Below are 13,856 nucleotides of genomic sequence, written 5' to 3'. Positions count from 1 at the left end.
AGAGCGGGCGGCAGGTCCGGGGATTCATGGCGATGGCCGGGAGGGATGCAGGCGCGCGGTGGGCTGCTCTTTGATGACGCCGGCCGCTTTGCCGGATCGTGCGCTTTGATCAGGACAGGCTCATTCTGCTCTGCCGACGTTTACGCTTTCTGGAACACCGGGGGATCGAATGGTTGGTAGAGCATTAGGAATGCTTGAGGTCGGAAGGCTTCGTCTTGCCCAGCCGCTGATACCCAGGGTGAACACCGCGAGTGAGCTTCTGCTGGTCTGCAACCTGCAGCAGCAACTCGGTTAACTTTTTGCGATCGCCGGCGCTCAGTGCGGAGAGGAGCGCATCCTGATGCTCACGGGCCACCTTGCCAATTCGCTCCAGGATTTCGCCTCCTGCCCTGGTGAGATGGAGCGAATACAGCCTTCGGTCGTTGGGGTTTGGCTTCCGCTCGACAAGTTGCCGGCGTTCCAGATTGTCCAGGATGGCCACCAGGCGGCTTGGATGGATGCGCAACTTCTCGGAGAGTTCCTGCTGGCTGATCGCCGCCGCGACGCGCAGCAACCGCAGGATCCCCGCATCTGCTGGAGTAAGTTGCAACACAGCTAATCGCTCGGTGAATTGATTCGCGGCATGCGCGCCCAACTGCGCGAGCAGAAATGCCGGCTGTCCGTTTTCCATCTCTTTGCGGTCCATGTCGTAAGAATATCATTGCATTTAATATTCATTTATAATATAAACGATTATATTATGAAAGTATCTCCGAAATTTCGTGGACCTTCGTTAATTCTGCTCGGGACGGTACATATCCTGCTCTTCGCAGCGGGTCTCGTAGCAGGTGCGACGCTCCGGCACGGGGCGCCTTATATCAACCCTTTTGCGGCGGGTGAGACTGTCCGCGCTTTTTTTGAACAAAATCCCACCGCTGTCCGTGTAAGCAACTTCTTCTTATTTGCCTCCGCCGTACCTCTTGGGCTCTTTGCCGTCACGATGGTCAGCCGGTTGCGGTTTTTGGGGGTTCGGGCTGCGGGTACGAACATTGCGCTCTTCGGCGGATTGACGGCGGCCAGCGCGTTGATTCTTTCCGGACTATTCGGCTGGGTGTTGTCTTTGCCTGATGTTGCCGCGTCTGTGCCGATGGTTCGGGCTATCCTCTTTCTCAGTTTTCTGTTTGGAGGGGCCGCCTACGCGGTTGGGTTCGGCTTGCTGGCTGCAGGGGTGTGCGTCACGAGCTATTTTTACCGTCTCCTTCCACGTTGGTTGATTGCACTGGGAATGCTTGTCGCAGTTGCGGGAGAGTTCTCCTCGCTCAGCCTGGTCGCATACCCGGCGAACTTTCTGATCCCAATCACTCGATACCTGGGGTTCATTTGGCTGTTGCTTGCGGCGGTGAAGTTGACGAAGAGCCGCGACGAAGCGGGAGCGGCCAGTGTCCTCGATGCTTAGGAGGTTGCCGTTGCGCGGGACGCGATAACACGAACGTGTCTTCAGTTGTCAGTTGTCAGTTGCTGGTCGGTTTGGAGGTGCGGTGACGTGCCGATGCCTTTAGATGCCGGCATACCAGGCATAGCCGAATTCGGGCTCCGAGGAGCCCAGACCCTTTCCGAAGCTTTTGAGCGAATCGGTGGCTGTGATGCGGTGGATGAACTTCACACTCTTGTAGCCGAGCTGTCGGGGGACGCGGAGGCGAAGAGGGCCACCGAAGGAGACCGGGAGGTCCCCGTCGTTCATGCCCCAGGTGAGGAGCGTTTGAGGGTGCAGGGCGTCGGCCATGTCGATGCTGTCCCACCAGTCGCTCTCGATGGAGTGGTAGACGATGTAACGCGCCTGCGGCAGGATCCCTGCGCAGTGGAGCACGTCGGTGAGCGGCGTGCCGATCCACTCGGCGATGTAGGACCATCCCTCTTCGCAGACGACCTCGGTGATCTGGCTGTTAAGAGCCATGCTGCGGAGGTCGGGGAGCGAGAAGCTGGTGGGATGCGCAACCATTCCATCTACGTCCAGCTTCCAGTTGGCGAATCCGCTCGCCTGATGAGCCTTGAAGGCGTCGTTTGGTGGGGCGATGGCGTTGGCGAACGGCATCTTCGAGATCATTCCGCGTGGGAACTGACGTGCCGGCGAGTGCGCGGTGATGAGGCGTTGCGCGGCGTAGGTGAGTGTGGTGCCGAGGCCATAAGGGCCGGCGCAGTCGGGTGGGATGAGTCCGAAGCGGCGAGAGAGATGGGAGGCGACGGCCAGGCCTGAGACGCCGGCGGTCGCGGCCAAGCCAGAGGTGATGAGCTTGCGTCGTGAGATAGGAGTCATGGCTGCTCCGGTAGGGATGCGACTGTTGGGTGGGCTGCCTGCGTGGGTGCTGGGTTGTCGGTCCGGCCTGTGATCATCGCCCGGACATGGCTGCGGAAGCCTGCGTGGATGACCATGGCGATGTGAGTCAGGACAAAGAGCAGGATTGCTCCGGAGACGAGGAAGTGCAGCGTGCGTGCGGACTGCCGGCCTCCGAGTGCGCTTGCGAGGAAGGGATAGGCGGAGACAAGCGACGGCGACTGAGCGAGGCCGGTCCAGATGATGAGCGGGAATAACACGAAGATTACAGTCAGATAGGCGGTCCGCTGGATCACGTTGTAAGCATTGGCACCGGGTTCCTCAGAGGATGGGCGGCGGTGGAGGTACATTGCGATCACGTCGCGGTAGGCTTGCCAGGTGCGCTGGCCACGGGGAGGGAGCAGGTGGTTGCGGAGGTGTCCGTTCCACAGGCTTGCCCCGAGGTAGAGCAGCCCCGTGAGAACGAGGACCCATGCGGCCTCAAAGTGGAGGTAACGACTCCAGCCGTTCTGGTCGGGGAGGACACGATAGCCAGTGGGCACGGTGCCTCGTGATGAAGGGATATGCAGGTTGACGAGCGGAGCCATGTTCACGTTGCCGGTCTCGCCCCAGTAGAAACGGGGATGAGAGATGACGATCTCAATGCCGGTCAACAGCAGGGCGAAGAAAGCTGCGGTGGTTATCCAGTGAGTAAGGCGAACGAGTGCGGAGTGTCGGGGATCTTCGGATTCGCGCAGTACGGACGTGCGTGGCACACCCGGAGGATAGCACCGGGGAATCGAGGAGTTGAATTTTAATCGCGCACTTAGATTTCAGCTGGTTTGCAAGGGCGCGTTGGCGATTTGTTTCGGGCGCTCAGGTTATTTAGGGTCCTTCAAGAGGGGTCCATTCGAGATAGCGCAATTGACATCAGTCGAGTCTTAATATATATACCTACTAGTACGTATTTTTTAGGAGGGTTATGAAACATCTATCCGGTGCTGCGTTCGTGCTTATCCTTCACGCGTCTTTATGCGTGCCAACCCATCTCTCGGCTGCAACCATCCAGGTTGTTTCCCAAGATCATGCCGTTCTTGCTACTGTCGCAACCTGGAAGTCCACCAAGGCTGAACATGTGTATGGGCTACCAGATATGAAGCCCAATAAAAAAGGCACATTGACGCTCGGTGCGGATGCCCTTACGTTCACAGGGAAGTCGGGCAATACGTCCATTCAGCGCAGTTCTGTAACGGCCGTGAGCGCCGGCAACCAGAGAGTCGAGATCTGGGGTATCGGCGGAAGGCTCTTGAGAATGACGATCCCTGATGGCGGCGGCGTCGCAGCGGCTGCCGTCATGCATCACCGGGTCGACATGCTGACGGTTGAGTTCAACGACAGCAGCGGCGGCTATCACGCTGCTGTCTTCTTACTACCAGCCAAAGAGGCAGACCGTGCGCTGGAGAGCTTCGTTTTAAGTCCTGTGCCGCCACGGAAATTTTCGGAGACGGTCTGTCATAACGCCCCGATTGAACCGAAGAGTGTGCTTGTGTCCGCTCCCAACTGGGATCAAGCTGAGGTGCCGGCTGCCTATCGAGCACTCGTATACGAGCACCTGATCGATCGTATTCAGAGTACGAAAGAAGTCGCGCATGTCTATCGGGGTGGCGAAGATAATGGCCAAGGTGTGTGCCCACAGTACAAGGTTCACATCTCGATTGCGACTTTCAAGGAGGGAAGCTCGGTGATGCGTGCAGCTCTGGGCCCTGCCGGAATGTTCGTTGGGACCACGCAGATGAAGTTCGATGTCACTTTCACCGATTCGTCGGGAAGGCTGAATACAAGCGAACAGATCACGGCGACGATGCGAGGCGAGTCCGAGAGCACAAACGTCGCGGATCACGTCGCCAAAAGTATTGCCAAGCATTACGCTACCGTGCTGAAGAGCGCCGACAAGAGCAACTCAGCGAAGAACATCGTCGACCCTGCTTCGTAAATCCGCAGAAGCGTCGTCCGTCATGGAGGCTGCGTGACGGCGCTCTTAGCAGAGTTCCTTGCTCCTTTCTACACTGTAAGCACCCAAGAGCTTCACTTTCTGAGCTTTGAGCGAAAAACAGAGAGGAAACATGAACACCGGCGAAGTACCGCACACGACTGACAATCGTTGGAGTAACGATTCGTACCTGGAGATGGACCACAGGCTCAATTCCTTGCGCTCGCTTGTTTGTGATCTTCTCAAGACCAATCAGGAGCTCCGTCAGGCTCTTCTGGAGGCGAGGTCAGGCGTATCTGAGGATCAGGGCTCGCGGTCGTCAGATGCTTTGGGAGCGAAGAGCGAACTTTGATCAATCAGAATCAGGTATCACCACCTTTATCAACGTGGCCGGCACTAGTCTGCAGATAGTGAGTTGGCTCCATCGAGTTGGAGCCGTCGAAGCGTCGTACTCAAACCAAATTATGATGATGAATAGTCTTCGCCATTGCGCAGAGCGCGTTTCAACCGCCGAGGAAGGGCTTTACTTCACGAACATGAGACCAGAGAAGATGACAGTCAAAACAGCTAACAAACACGAACTCAGGACAAGAGAGACGCGGGCACTTTTGCTCCAGGCTGCTGAAACGATCTTCGTGCGGGACGGATACGAAGGGGCAGAACTGGGAGAGATTGCGGCCCTTGCCGGGCGCACCAAGGGTGCAATCTACGCGCAATTCAAGAGCAAAGAGGATATCTTTCTCGCGCTCATTGAGGAGCGCACGAATTGCTACCGCGCTCGAATGGAAAAGATTTTGGCCGCATCAACGACCGTTGACGGGAATATGAATGCTGTTCGGAATTTTTTCCTGGAGCGCACTGAAGACCAGGCGTGGTCCCTTTTAGTATTGGAATTCAAACTTTTTGCCTTGCGGCATCCCGAATCGAAGAAGCGGCTGCAGACGTTGTACGCCGGAATCCTCTACCGGACTGATGAAAAGAAGCTTGCCGACATACTAGGGGCAGCCGCGAAAGGAAAAGATGCGATCAGTCGGGCGGTCGCGGTCCAAACCCTGGGACCCGTGATCTCTGCTCTCGTTCTCGAATCTCAATTGGAAAACCATCTTATGAATAAGAATGTCATCAAGAAGGTTGCTAACCGAATATTTGACGCTCTGCTGGAAGTCCCGACACGTTAGTTTGCGATGAGATTCAGGCTCTCTTCGGTGTGGGAAGGTTTGCTATTTGAGTTCGCGGACCCAGATGTTGCGGAAGCTGATGGGTTCGCTCTTGTCGCCGTGGGCTTGCAGTTTGATGGGGGCGGTATCGTACTTTTTGTAGAAGGGCTGGCCGATGTAGAGCGTTTCACCTTTTAGTTCGAAGTGATTCTCGACGAGGACGCCGTTGAAGAGGACGGTGGCGTAGGCGGGAGTTTTGACGGTGGCGTCGGCGTTGAAAGTTGGTGCGGTCCAGATTACGTCGTAGGTCTGCCACTCGCCGGGTTTGCGGTTTGGATTGGCGAGGGGAATGGCCTGCTTGTAGATGCTTCCGGCCTGGCCGTTGACGTAGGTCTTGTTGTTGTAGGAGTCGAGGATCTGGAGCTCGTATCCGGCGTCGCCGGGGCCGGTGGAGGCGAGGAAGACGCCGCTGTTTCCGCGTGCCTGGTCGGTGCCGGTGATGTTCTCGGGGATTCTCCACTCGATGTGGAGCTGGTAGTTCTTGAAGGTGCGCCTGGTTTCGATGTTGCCGGAACCGGGCGCTTTGCTGACGGTGAGGATGCCGTCGGCGACGGTCCATGCGGCGGGGGATTTGTCTTTGGTGGAGACCCATTGGTCTAGGTTTTTTCCGTCGAAGAGGACGATGGCGTCGGAGGGGGGCGCGGAGTCGGTGATGCCGGGTGTGACGATTGGGGGGACCGGCTCGTAGACTTCGGTGTCCTGGTGTTTTGGTGCGGCAGGCTGTTGGGCGGTGAGGGAAGTGGCGGCGATCAGGGCTGCGAGTGCGAGGAAGTTCGAAGGTTGAATGCGCATGATTTTTCTAGAAGAGAATATACCCAATCGTGCGCTGCCTGAGAGCGTCGTCATCTTGCTACAGGTGAACGGATGGATCCGCGAGGACAAAATACGGGGATCCTTCGCTCCGCTCAGGATGACGACTTCTTGGATATCGGTTGGGAAGGTGGCTTGGTTAGCTGCGGGCGGAGCGGACGGCGGCGGCTAGTTCGGCCAGGGCGGTTTTAGTTTCGGGCCAGTCGATGCAGGCGTCTGTGATGGACTGGCCGTAGACGAGGGGTTTGCCGGGGACTAGTTTTTGGGCGCCGGCTACGAGGTTGCTTTCGAGCATGACTCCTATGATGCGCTTGTCTCCGGCGGCGATCTGGGCGGCCACGTTGCTGGCGACGCCTGACTGCTGGGTGTGGTCTTTGTGGCTGTTGGCGTGGCTGCAGTCGATCATGACCTGGGGGCGGATGCCGGCCTTCTCCATCTGCTTGCAGGTGTCTTCGACGGCGGTGGCGTCGTAGTTGGTGGTGTTGCGTCCGCCGCGCAGGATGATGTGGGTGTCGTGATTGCCTTTGGTGACGAAGATGGCGGTCTGGCCGTGTTTGGTGTGGCCGAGGAAGTTGTGCGCCTGGCCGGCGGAGAGGATGGCTTCGATGGCGATCTGGACATTTCCGGAGGTTCCGTTTTTGAAGCCAACGGGGCAGGAGAGTCCGGAGACGAGTTCGCGGTGGACCTGGCTTTCGGTGGTGCGGGCGCCGATGGCTCCCCAGCTGACAAGCGAGGAGACGTACTGGGGGGAGATCATGTCGAGGAACTCGGTGCCGGCGGGGACGCCCATCTCGGCGAGGTCGAGGAGGAGATGGCGGGCTTTGCGGAGGCCGTCGTTAATCTTGAAGGACTCGTCGAGGTAGGGGTCGTTGATGAGGCCCTTCCAGCCGAGTGTGGTGCGGGGTTTCTCGAAGTAGACGCGCATGATGATGCAGAGTTCGCGGGAGTGCTCGGCGATGGCGGATTTGAGGAGCTCGGCGTACTCGCGGGCGGCTTCGGTGTCGTGGATGGAGCAGGGGCCGACGACTACTAGGAGGCGATGGTCTTCGCCGTGGAGGATTTTGATGATCTCGGTGCGAGCCTTGTAGGCGGTTGCAGAGGCGGCTTCGGTGATGGGGAGCTCTTCTTCGAGGGCGACGGGCGGAAGGACGACTTTGGTCCAGGTGATGCGAAGGTCATCGGTGGGAAAGAGCATGGGTCTCGCTTGAGTCGGATCAGATGGAGCGGCATTCCGCTGTGAGTCTTGTGAAAGTATCACGTCCCCTCAATCTTATAGCCTGATGGCTGCTGTGTACTGGCGGACGATCGGGTGCAGACTAGAATAGTAGCTGCGGGTTGTCTTCGACGAAGCCGCGATTCATCTGCGAGATGCAACAGGAAAGGTTTCCCCCAAGTGAAGGCATTAGTGAAGAGCCGCGAAGAACGCGGCCTGTGGCTAGAGGATGTTCCCGAGCCTGAGATGGGCATCAATGACGTTAAGATTCGTGTTCTGGCTACCGGGATTTGCGGTACCGACCTCCACATTTATGAGTGGGATGCGTGGGCCCGTTCGACGATCAAGCAGGGGCTGACGATTGGGCATGAGTTTGTCGGCGAAGTGGTGGCGGTGGGGTCGAACGTAAACGACATTCCGATCGGGCAGCTGGTGAGCGGCGAGGGGCATGTGGTCTGTGGGCGCTGCCGCAATTGTCTTGCTGGGCGGAGGCATCTTTGCGCGTTCACGCTGGGTGTCGGGGTGAATCGTAACGGGGCGTTCGCGGAGTACATTGTGCTGCCCATGTCGAACATCTGGATTCATAGTCCAGGGGTGCCGCATGAGATCGCGGCGATCTTTGATCCGCTGGGAAATGCGGTGCATACAGCGCTGGCGTTTCCGGTGCTTGGCGAGGATGTGCTGGTTACAGGCGCGGGGCCGATCGGGATTATGGCTGCGGCGGTGGCGCGGCATGCCGGAGCTCGGCATGTGGTGATCTCAGACCCGAATGAGTATCGCAGGGCGCTGGCGGAGAAGGTTGGGGTGACGCTTGCAGTGGATCCTCGGGCTACACCTCTGAAGGAGATTCAGCAGAAGCTGCATATGCAGGAGGGCTTCGATGTGGGGCTTGAGATGTCGGGCAATCCGAACGCATTCCGGGATATGCTCGCGAATATGAGCCACGGCGCGAAGATTGCGATGCTCGGGATTCCGTCGGAGGATATCTCGATCAACTGGAACCAGGTGGTGTTCAACCAGCTTACGATTCGCGGCATTTACGGACGGGAGATGTATGAGACCTGGTACAAGATGACCGTGATGCTTGAGAGTGGATTGGATATTTCGGGAGTGATTACGCACCGGATGAACTGGCGTGACTATGAAGACGGCTTTGCGGCGATGCGATCGGGGAACTCGGGCAAGGTGATTCTCGATTGGAGCGACGTTGCTTAGGTTGTCCGCGCTTGAGTTGAGGTAGGTGTAGAGCTCGCATCCCACCACGGTTTTCCCTCGGTCTGAGAGGGCGGATCGTGGTGGAACTGCGTTATGGGTCCGCCGGCCTGAGATACATGTCGGGATTCGTAAGTCGGGCGTTCTCTATGGTCAACAAAATTCATACAATTTTCGATTGCATGTGGTGGGCTGTCGCCCGTGTTATCTGCCGGATGGCTGCTATCTGTAGCGGAAGCGGGCAATCTACGACATTAGTACGGCCGTAACTTTAATGGGAGATGTGAATCAAACTACGCAGGAGCAGAACGGTGCACATTCCAGACCATTAAGCGTCTATTATCTGAGTCATCGCAAACCCGGGAGTTCTCGACCGAAGCGCACGTTCACACCTTGACAGGGCCAAGAATGGAAACAAGCGACTGCGAAATGCCCGGCCGGACCCTTGCGCATCCTCCTGCGCATCAGCCGGACAGCCTCTTTGAGAGCTGCTCGTGGTTTTACGCTCTTTGCCGTGAATATTTGTTTCGCGATCACACGCCGGAGATCAGTCGAGCGCTGTTTCCTTCTGCGAGACCGGCTCCTGGTACCAGGGTTCTTGAGCTGGGTTGTGGCCCTGGCTTCTATGCCTGTCGACTCTCGCAGGAGTATCCGCAGATTCATACCACTGGTGTCGACCTCTCGCGTCGATTGCTGGCGAGAGCGAAGTCCCGGGCTGCGAGTAGAAGTCTTCAGAACTGCACGTTCGCGCATGGCGACGCCCACTCTCTCCCGGATGATTCCAACTCTGTCGACGCAATTGTTGTCTCGCGGCTTTTTCTGATTGTTGCGAACAGGGAGGCTGTGTTGGGTGAGATCTTTCGGGTTTTGCGGCCGGGGGGACGCTGCTTTATCGCAGAACCGACCTCGGGCTTTCGCACACGCATACCACTTGGCTGCATGTGGCTGCTCTCTAAGGTGACTAATAGTCCCGCCGGAAGATATCGCGAGCCGCGACAGGCTGACGTGATGAGTGCGCCTGACTTTTCCGCGTTGATTCATTCGCAGCCTTGGGGCGAGGTAGACCTGCAATATGATGGCTGGTATCAGTACGCGGTCTGCGAGAAACGAGCTGAGGCTCTGATCGACTCCGCATGGCTGGAGAGGCGGGTCGAATGGAGGGCGGTTTAGTCTTATGACTCCTTCAACGATGTCCTACCCGATTCTTGATCCTGGGAAGCCGGTGGCGGTAAGAGCCGGGCAGACGGCTCTCGCTGTGATGGCGAAGGCTCCGCGCGCTGGTAAGGTGAAGACCCGCCTCTCGCCTCCTCTGACGCCGGAACAGGCTGCGGATCTCAACATCTGTTTTCTGAAGGACACTGCTGAAAATATCGCTTCGGCTTCCGTGCCGGGTGGCGCGGTTGGGGTGATTTCTTATACTCCGGCGGGCGATGAGGGCCTCTTCGACAATCTTCTGCCTGTCGACTTTGCGTTGATTCCGCAGCGTGGCGATGGCTTTGGCGAAAGGCTGTTTGCGACTGCACAGGATCTTCTCTCCTGCGGCTACGGCAGCGTTTGTCTTATTGACTCCGATTCGCCCACCGTTCCGGTGGCCGCGTTTAAACAGGCCATCGCTGAGTTGCAGAGGGAAGGTGACCGCATTGTTATTGGGCCGGCAATGGACGGTGGCTACTACTTGATCGGACTCAAACAGGCTCATCCCGAACTCTTCGCCGAGATCGCGTGGAGTACTTCGTCTGTGTTTGCGGAGACGGTTGCTGCGGCGAACAAGGGTGACATTGAGGTCGTAGTTCTGCCCCTTTGGTACGACGTAGACGATGGAGAGACGCTTGAATTGCTGACTGCCGAACTGCTTGACGACGCCCTGCCACCGTTTGCCACGCTGGCCGGGTATCGCGCTGAACATACGCGCGCTTACCTTCGTTCGCTGCGATCTAGGGGAGGCGAAAACTGATGATCGCAACGACCGACCGTGCTGCAAAATCCGCCGCGAGCGTTGGGATAGACTCTGGTGTTCGTCGACACTGGTCGGTTGCTCGCGCGTGGCACACCAATGCTGCACTGGTTCTGATCGGGATTGCTCTCTTCTTATTGACGCGACAGTTGGTCAGCGAGTACGACCACTTTACGATTGGGTTTTCCGGCGTGTCGGGGTGGTCGTGCATTCTTTATCTTGGCGCGGCGTTGATAGTGCTGACCCAGCCAGTCGATAGATTCACTTTTCCTATTATTGTGACTGTGGCGATCGCGTGCCGTCTGGTTGCGCTGCTGGGTCCGCCTTTTCTTTCGAGCGATGTCTATCGATATGTGTGGGATGGCGTGGTCCAACATGCTCACATCAGCCCGTATCGCTATGTTCCCGGGGATGCTGTACTCGCTTTTCTGCGGGAGCCTTTTCAGAGTGTCTTCGACAAAATCAACCGACGTGACTATGCCCACACTATTTATCCGCCCGCGGCGCAGGCGCTCTTCTATTTGATTACCTGGATCTCCCCAACGATCATTTTTATGAAGTCGGTGATGGTTCTGTTCGAAGGGATTACGATGTATGCGCTCGTGTCCCTGCTTCACTCGCTCGGTTTTCGTCGCGAGCAAACACTGCTTTATGCGTGGTGTCCGATGCTTGTGTGGGAGATCGCCGGCTCGGGGCATCTTGATTCTGCGGCGATGGCGTTCATTGGGCTTGCTTTGCTGGCGCGCTTTCGGAAACATCCAGTGCTGACAGGAATCTTTCTCGGCGTCGCTATTCTGCTGAAGCTCTATCCGCTTGTGCTGCTCCCTGCGCTCTATCGACGCGGGGATTTCAAGATGCCTGCCGCTGTTGCCACCGTTGTAGCGGTGGGCTACGCGGCATATTCGAGCGTTGGTCTTCTCGTCTTTGGATTTCTTGGGGGTTATGTAAAGGAAGAGGGTCTGGCGACGGGCTCGCGATACTTCTTACTGGAGCTAGCGCAACAAATCCCAGGTCTGCACGGTCTCTCTACTGCCGCCTACATCGTTTTTTGTGCTGCGGTCTTCGCGGGGATCGTCTGGCGGTGCGGGCAGATCGCGGGCCGCGACCGGAGCAGCCGTAAAAAGCCGTTTGCTTCGGATGGGGTTGCGGGTTTTCTTCCGCCTGCGTTTGCGCTGGCGAGTGCGCTGATGTTTTTGTTTTCACCTCACTACGCGTGGTACATCCTCTGGTTGATTCCGTTTTTCAGTTTGATGCCGAACCTGCCAATCCTGACTTACGTTCTCGGCTTCTTCTACCTGTACACAACGGATTTGGCTGAGCCGGGGCCTAAGATGTTTCTGGCTAATAAAATTCTCTACGCTTCGGTGTTTGCAGCGTTCATAATTCAGTTAGCTTTCAAGCGATGGCCGATTCATCGCAAGTTGTTTATTCAACCAGTGGTGGCGAGTGAATCTCTATGAGTACACTTCTTCCGATTCTTCCTCCCAACGACCTGCTCCATGACAAGGAGAGGCTTAGCCCCGCGGCGCAGCAGGCTGAGGAGGAGAAGAACCGCATGCGCCGGTACTTCGAGAAGCCTGAGTCGGACGCACATCTTGCTGCGATCGCCGCTTACGAGCCGTTTTGTCTTTACCTCGAGACGACGAACCGATGCAATCTGCTGTGCACGACCTGCCCGCGCACCTACGAGGAGCTGGAGCCCGAGGCCGATATGCCGTGGGAGCTTTTCACGTCTCTCATCGATCAGTATCCGAATATTGCGCGGGTTGTGCTGCACGGCATCGGCGAGCCCATGCTAGTCAAGGACATTGCTCAGCGAGTGAAGTATTTGAAGGATCGAAACATCTATGTTTTGTTCAACACGAATGGGACTTTGCTCACGAAGGCGAATGGGCGGGCTCTCATTGAAGCGGGTCTGGATGAGCTTCGCGTGTCACTCGACGCCGCGGAGTCTGAGGTCTTTCAGATGGTTCGCGGCAAGGACTTCTTCGACAAGATCGTTGCTAACGTCAAAAATTTCACGCGACTGCAGCGCGAGCTTGATGCTCCCAAACCGCGCGTGTCATTGTGGCTAACTGGTCTGCGTGAGACGGTGGATCAGCTACCTAATTTTGTGCGTCTGGCCCACTCTATCGGGGTGACCGAGGTTTATCTACAGCGGCTGGTATTCTTCGATGTCCCGATGGATGAACACTCTCTCGCGCGTGCGGAGTCGGCGCTCTTTGAACACACTACCGAGCGAGAAGAGGCTTTGATTCGTGAGGCTGAATCGGTTGCTCAAGAACTCGGTGTGATGTTCTCTGCATCCGGCGCAGTCGATCCTGGCGAGTCAATCAAGATGCAGCGCTCAGATAGTCCGTGGTCCCTGTGCCGTCGGCCCTGGTCGCTGATGTACATCACGGCGAACGGGCGTGTGCTGCCGTGCTGCATCGCGCCTTTCAGCATGAAGGGCTATGGCAGCTTTACTCTGGGTGATGCTACGCAGAGTAGCCTCCGCGAGATATGGAATGGGGCGGAATATCAACATTTCCGCGAGGGCCTTCTGACCAGCGCTCCGCCGCCGGCCTGTGTCAATTGCGGACTTCGCTGGAGCCTTTGACGATCGCTCTTGCACCTTTGCGGCAACGCCTTATAATCGCACCTGCGAAAGACAGAGAGGATGCGATGAATATCCAGCAGCACTCCGGCTTCTACGTGGTAGGCGTAGCGGCGCGCACGCATAATGCGGCTGAGAAGAATGGCAAGGGAAAGATCGGGGAGATCTGGCATACCCTGCTGCGAGACAATCTCGCCGCGAAGATCCCGAACAAGCTTGGGATTGATCTGATCGCGGTGTATACCGACTATGAAGCCGGCCGTGACGGTTACTACACCTACCTTCTTGGATTGCCTGTCTCTTCCATTCACAACATACCCGCGAAGTTCGTCGCGAAACATGTTCCCGGAGGCCGCTACGCAGTTGTTACGTCGAACAGAGGGCCTGTGACACGGGTGGTTCCGGAGATATGGGACCGGATCTGTTCTATGTCGGCCGGCGAATTAGGTGGCTCGCGATCCTTCCGTGCCGACTACGAGGTTTACGACCAGCGTTCGACCGATCCGGAGAAGGCCCAGATCGAAGTGTATGTCGGTCTTCGCTAGACGCATCCATACGCACTGAATTTCAGGAT

The 13,856-nt window shown here is 57.2% G+C and carries 14 protein-coding genes; 9 read left to right on the top strand and 5 right to left on the bottom strand.

The genetic code is table 11. The features are described from left to right. Nucleotides 1-184: 184 nt before the first annotated feature. Nucleotides 185-685 (bottom strand): MarR family winged helix-turn-helix transcriptional regulator, encoded by a 501-nt coding sequence (locus HDF12_RS14505; RefSeq protein WP_179584486.1) that lies wholly within the window; start codon nucleotides 683-685, stop codon nucleotides 185-187. Nucleotides 686-739: 54 nt separating this feature from the next. Between HDF12_RS14505 and HDF12_RS14500 the strand changes: the two genes are divergently transcribed. Beyond that, the gene (locus tag HDF12_RS14500) at nucleotides 740-1,435 is read left to right on the top strand and encodes a hypothetical protein (protein ID WP_179584483.1); all 696 of its coding nucleotides are present in this window, start codon (nucleotides 740-742) and stop codon (nucleotides 1,433-1,435) included. 99 nt (nucleotides 1,436-1,534) lie between these two features. Here the strand turns inward: HDF12_RS14500 and HDF12_RS14495 are convergent, their stop codons facing one another. Together HDF12_RS14495 and HDF12_RS14490 are read right to left on the bottom strand one after the other, a co-directional pair. Beyond that, the gene (locus tag HDF12_RS14495) at nucleotides 1,535-2,293 is read right to left on the bottom strand and encodes a molybdopterin-dependent oxidoreductase (protein ID WP_179584482.1); all 759 of its coding nucleotides are present in this window, start codon (nucleotides 2,291-2,293) and stop codon (nucleotides 1,535-1,537) included. After that, nucleotides 2,290-3,066 (bottom strand): cytochrome b/b6 domain-containing protein, encoded by a 777-nt coding sequence (locus HDF12_RS14490; RefSeq protein WP_348641519.1) that lies wholly within the window; start codon nucleotides 3,064-3,066, stop codon nucleotides 2,290-2,292. Before HDF12_RS14490 ends, HDF12_RS14495 begins: the two co-directional genes overlap by 4 nt. Nucleotides 3,067-3,272: 206 nt before the next feature. Here HDF12_RS14490 and HDF12_RS14485 point away from each other — a divergent pair, with 206 nt between their 5' ends. Next, nucleotides 3,273-4,283 (top strand): hypothetical protein, encoded by a 1,011-nt coding sequence (locus HDF12_RS14485; RefSeq protein ID WP_179584480.1) that lies wholly within the window; start codon nucleotides 3,273-3,275, stop codon nucleotides 4,281-4,283. 548 nt (nucleotides 4,284-4,831) lie between these two features. After that, nucleotides 4,832-5,458, top strand: coding sequence for a TetR/AcrR family transcriptional regulator (locus HDF12_RS14480; RefSeq protein WP_183787862.1), 627 nt, complete (start codon nucleotides 4,832-4,834; stop codon nucleotides 5,456-5,458). 42 nt (nucleotides 5,459-5,500) lie between these two features. On the opposite strand, the gene HDF12_RS14475 is transcribed toward HDF12_RS14480, so the two are convergent. Together HDF12_RS14475 and HDF12_RS14470 are read right to left on the bottom strand one after the other, a co-directional pair. Continuing rightward, on the bottom strand, nucleotides 5,501-6,289 hold the full coding sequence (locus tag HDF12_RS14475) for a 3-keto-disaccharide hydrolase (protein ID WP_179584476.1): 789 nt from the start codon (nucleotides 6,287-6,289) through the stop codon (nucleotides 5,501-5,503). Nucleotides 6,290-6,446: 157 nt separating this feature from the next. After that, the gene (locus HDF12_RS14470) at nucleotides 6,447-7,502 is read right to left on the bottom strand and encodes a 3-deoxy-7-phosphoheptulonate synthase (RefSeq protein WP_179584474.1); all 1,056 of its coding nucleotides are present in this window, start codon (nucleotides 7,500-7,502) and stop codon (nucleotides 6,447-6,449) included. A gap of 198 nt (nucleotides 7,503-7,700) precedes the next feature. Here HDF12_RS14470 and tdh point away from each other — a divergent pair, with 198 nt between their 5' ends. The 6 genes from tdh to HDF12_RS14440 all read left to right on the top strand — a co-directional run bounded on the left by tdh (nucleotide 7,701) and on the right by HDF12_RS14440 (nucleotide 13,827). Beyond that, the gene (tdh, locus tag HDF12_RS14465) at nucleotides 7,701-8,735 is read left to right on the top strand and encodes an L-threonine 3-dehydrogenase (protein WP_179584472.1); all 1,035 of its coding nucleotides are present in this window, start codon (nucleotides 7,701-7,703) and stop codon (nucleotides 8,733-8,735) included. Nucleotides 8,736-9,161: 426 nt separating this feature from the next. Next, nucleotides 9,162-9,902 carry a class I SAM-dependent methyltransferase gene (locus tag HDF12_RS14460; protein WP_257025675.1) on the top strand — a complete coding sequence of 247 codons (741 nt, stop codon included), beginning with the start codon at nucleotides 9,162-9,164 and terminating at the stop codon, nucleotides 9,900-9,902. Between the two features lie 4 nt (nucleotides 9,903-9,906). Then, on the top strand, nucleotides 9,907-10,686 hold the full coding sequence (locus HDF12_RS14455) for a TIGR04282 family arsenosugar biosynthesis glycosyltransferase (RefSeq protein ID WP_257025674.1): 780 nt from the start codon (nucleotides 9,907-9,909) through the stop codon (nucleotides 10,684-10,686). Further along, nucleotides 10,686-12,146: an MptA/MptB family glycosyltransferase gene (locus HDF12_RS14450; protein WP_179584468.1), complete on the top strand. Its 1,461-nt coding sequence runs from the start codon at nucleotides 10,686-10,688 to the stop codon at nucleotides 12,144-12,146. Before HDF12_RS14455 ends, HDF12_RS14450 begins: the two co-directional genes overlap by 1 nt. Further along, nucleotides 12,143-13,285: a radical SAM protein gene (locus HDF12_RS14445; protein ID WP_179584466.1), complete on the top strand. Its 1,143-nt coding sequence runs from the start codon at nucleotides 12,143-12,145 to the stop codon at nucleotides 13,283-13,285. The genes HDF12_RS14450 and HDF12_RS14445 overlap by 4 nt, the downstream gene beginning before the upstream one ends. A 65-nt stretch (nucleotides 13,286-13,350) precedes the next feature. Next, the gene (locus HDF12_RS14440; protein ID WP_179584464.1) at nucleotides 13,351-13,827 is read left to right on the top strand and encodes a GyrI-like domain-containing protein; all 477 of its coding nucleotides are present in this window, start codon (nucleotides 13,351-13,353) and stop codon (nucleotides 13,825-13,827) included. Nucleotides 13,828-13,856 lie beyond the last annotated feature (29 nt).

The organism is Tunturiibacter gelidiferens (assembly GCF_013410115.1).
GTDB lineage: Bacteria > Acidobacteriota > Terriglobia > Terriglobales > Acidobacteriaceae > Edaphobacter > Edaphobacter gelidiferens.
This window is presented reverse-complemented; position numbering and strand designations above follow the sequence as displayed.

What these genes read in the sequence shown, in the direction of transcription:
- HDF12_RS14480 (WP_183787862.1), top strand. Translation starts at nt 4,832, where the DNA reads ATGACAGTCAAAACAGCTAACAAACACGAACTCAGGACAAGAGAGACG.
- HDF12_RS14495 (WP_179584482.1), bottom strand. Translation starts at nt 2,293, where the DNA reads ATGACTCCTATCTCACGACGCAAGCTCATCACCTCTGGCTTGGCCGCG.
- HDF12_RS14440 (WP_179584464.1), top strand. Translation starts at nt 13,351, where the DNA reads ATGAATATCCAGCAGCACTCCGGCTTCTACGTGGTAGGCGTAGCGGCG.
- HDF12_RS14460 (WP_257025675.1), top strand. Translation starts at nt 9,162, where the DNA reads ATGCCCGGCCGGACCCTTGCGCATCCTCCTGCGCATCAGCCGGACAGC.
- HDF12_RS14445 (WP_179584466.1), top strand. Translation starts at nt 12,143, where the DNA reads ATGAGTACACTTCTTCCGATTCTTCCTCCCAACGACCTGCTCCATGAC.
- HDF12_RS14500 (WP_179584483.1), top strand. Translation starts at nt 740, where the DNA reads ATGAAAGTATCTCCGAAATTTCGTGGACCTTCGTTAATTCTGCTCGGG.
- HDF12_RS14455 (WP_257025674.1), top strand. Translation starts at nt 9,907, where the DNA reads ATGACTCCTTCAACGATGTCCTACCCGATTCTTGATCCTGGGAAGCCG.
- HDF12_RS14450 (WP_179584468.1), top strand. Translation starts at nt 10,686, where the DNA reads ATGATCGCAACGACCGACCGTGCTGCAAAATCCGCCGCGAGCGTTGGG.
- HDF12_RS14475 (WP_179584476.1), bottom strand. Translation starts at nt 6,289, where the DNA reads ATGCGCATTCAACCTTCGAACTTCCTCGCACTCGCAGCCCTGATCGCC.
- HDF12_RS14470 (WP_179584474.1), bottom strand. Translation starts at nt 7,502, where the DNA reads ATGCTCTTTCCCACCGATGACCTTCGCATCACCTGGACCAAAGTCGTC.
- HDF12_RS14485 (WP_179584480.1), top strand. Translation starts at nt 3,273, where the DNA reads ATGAAACATCTATCCGGTGCTGCGTTCGTGCTTATCCTTCACGCGTCT.
- HDF12_RS14505 (WP_179584486.1), bottom strand. Translation starts at nt 685, where the DNA reads ATGGACCGCAAAGAGATGGAAAACGGACAGCCGGCATTTCTGCTCGCG.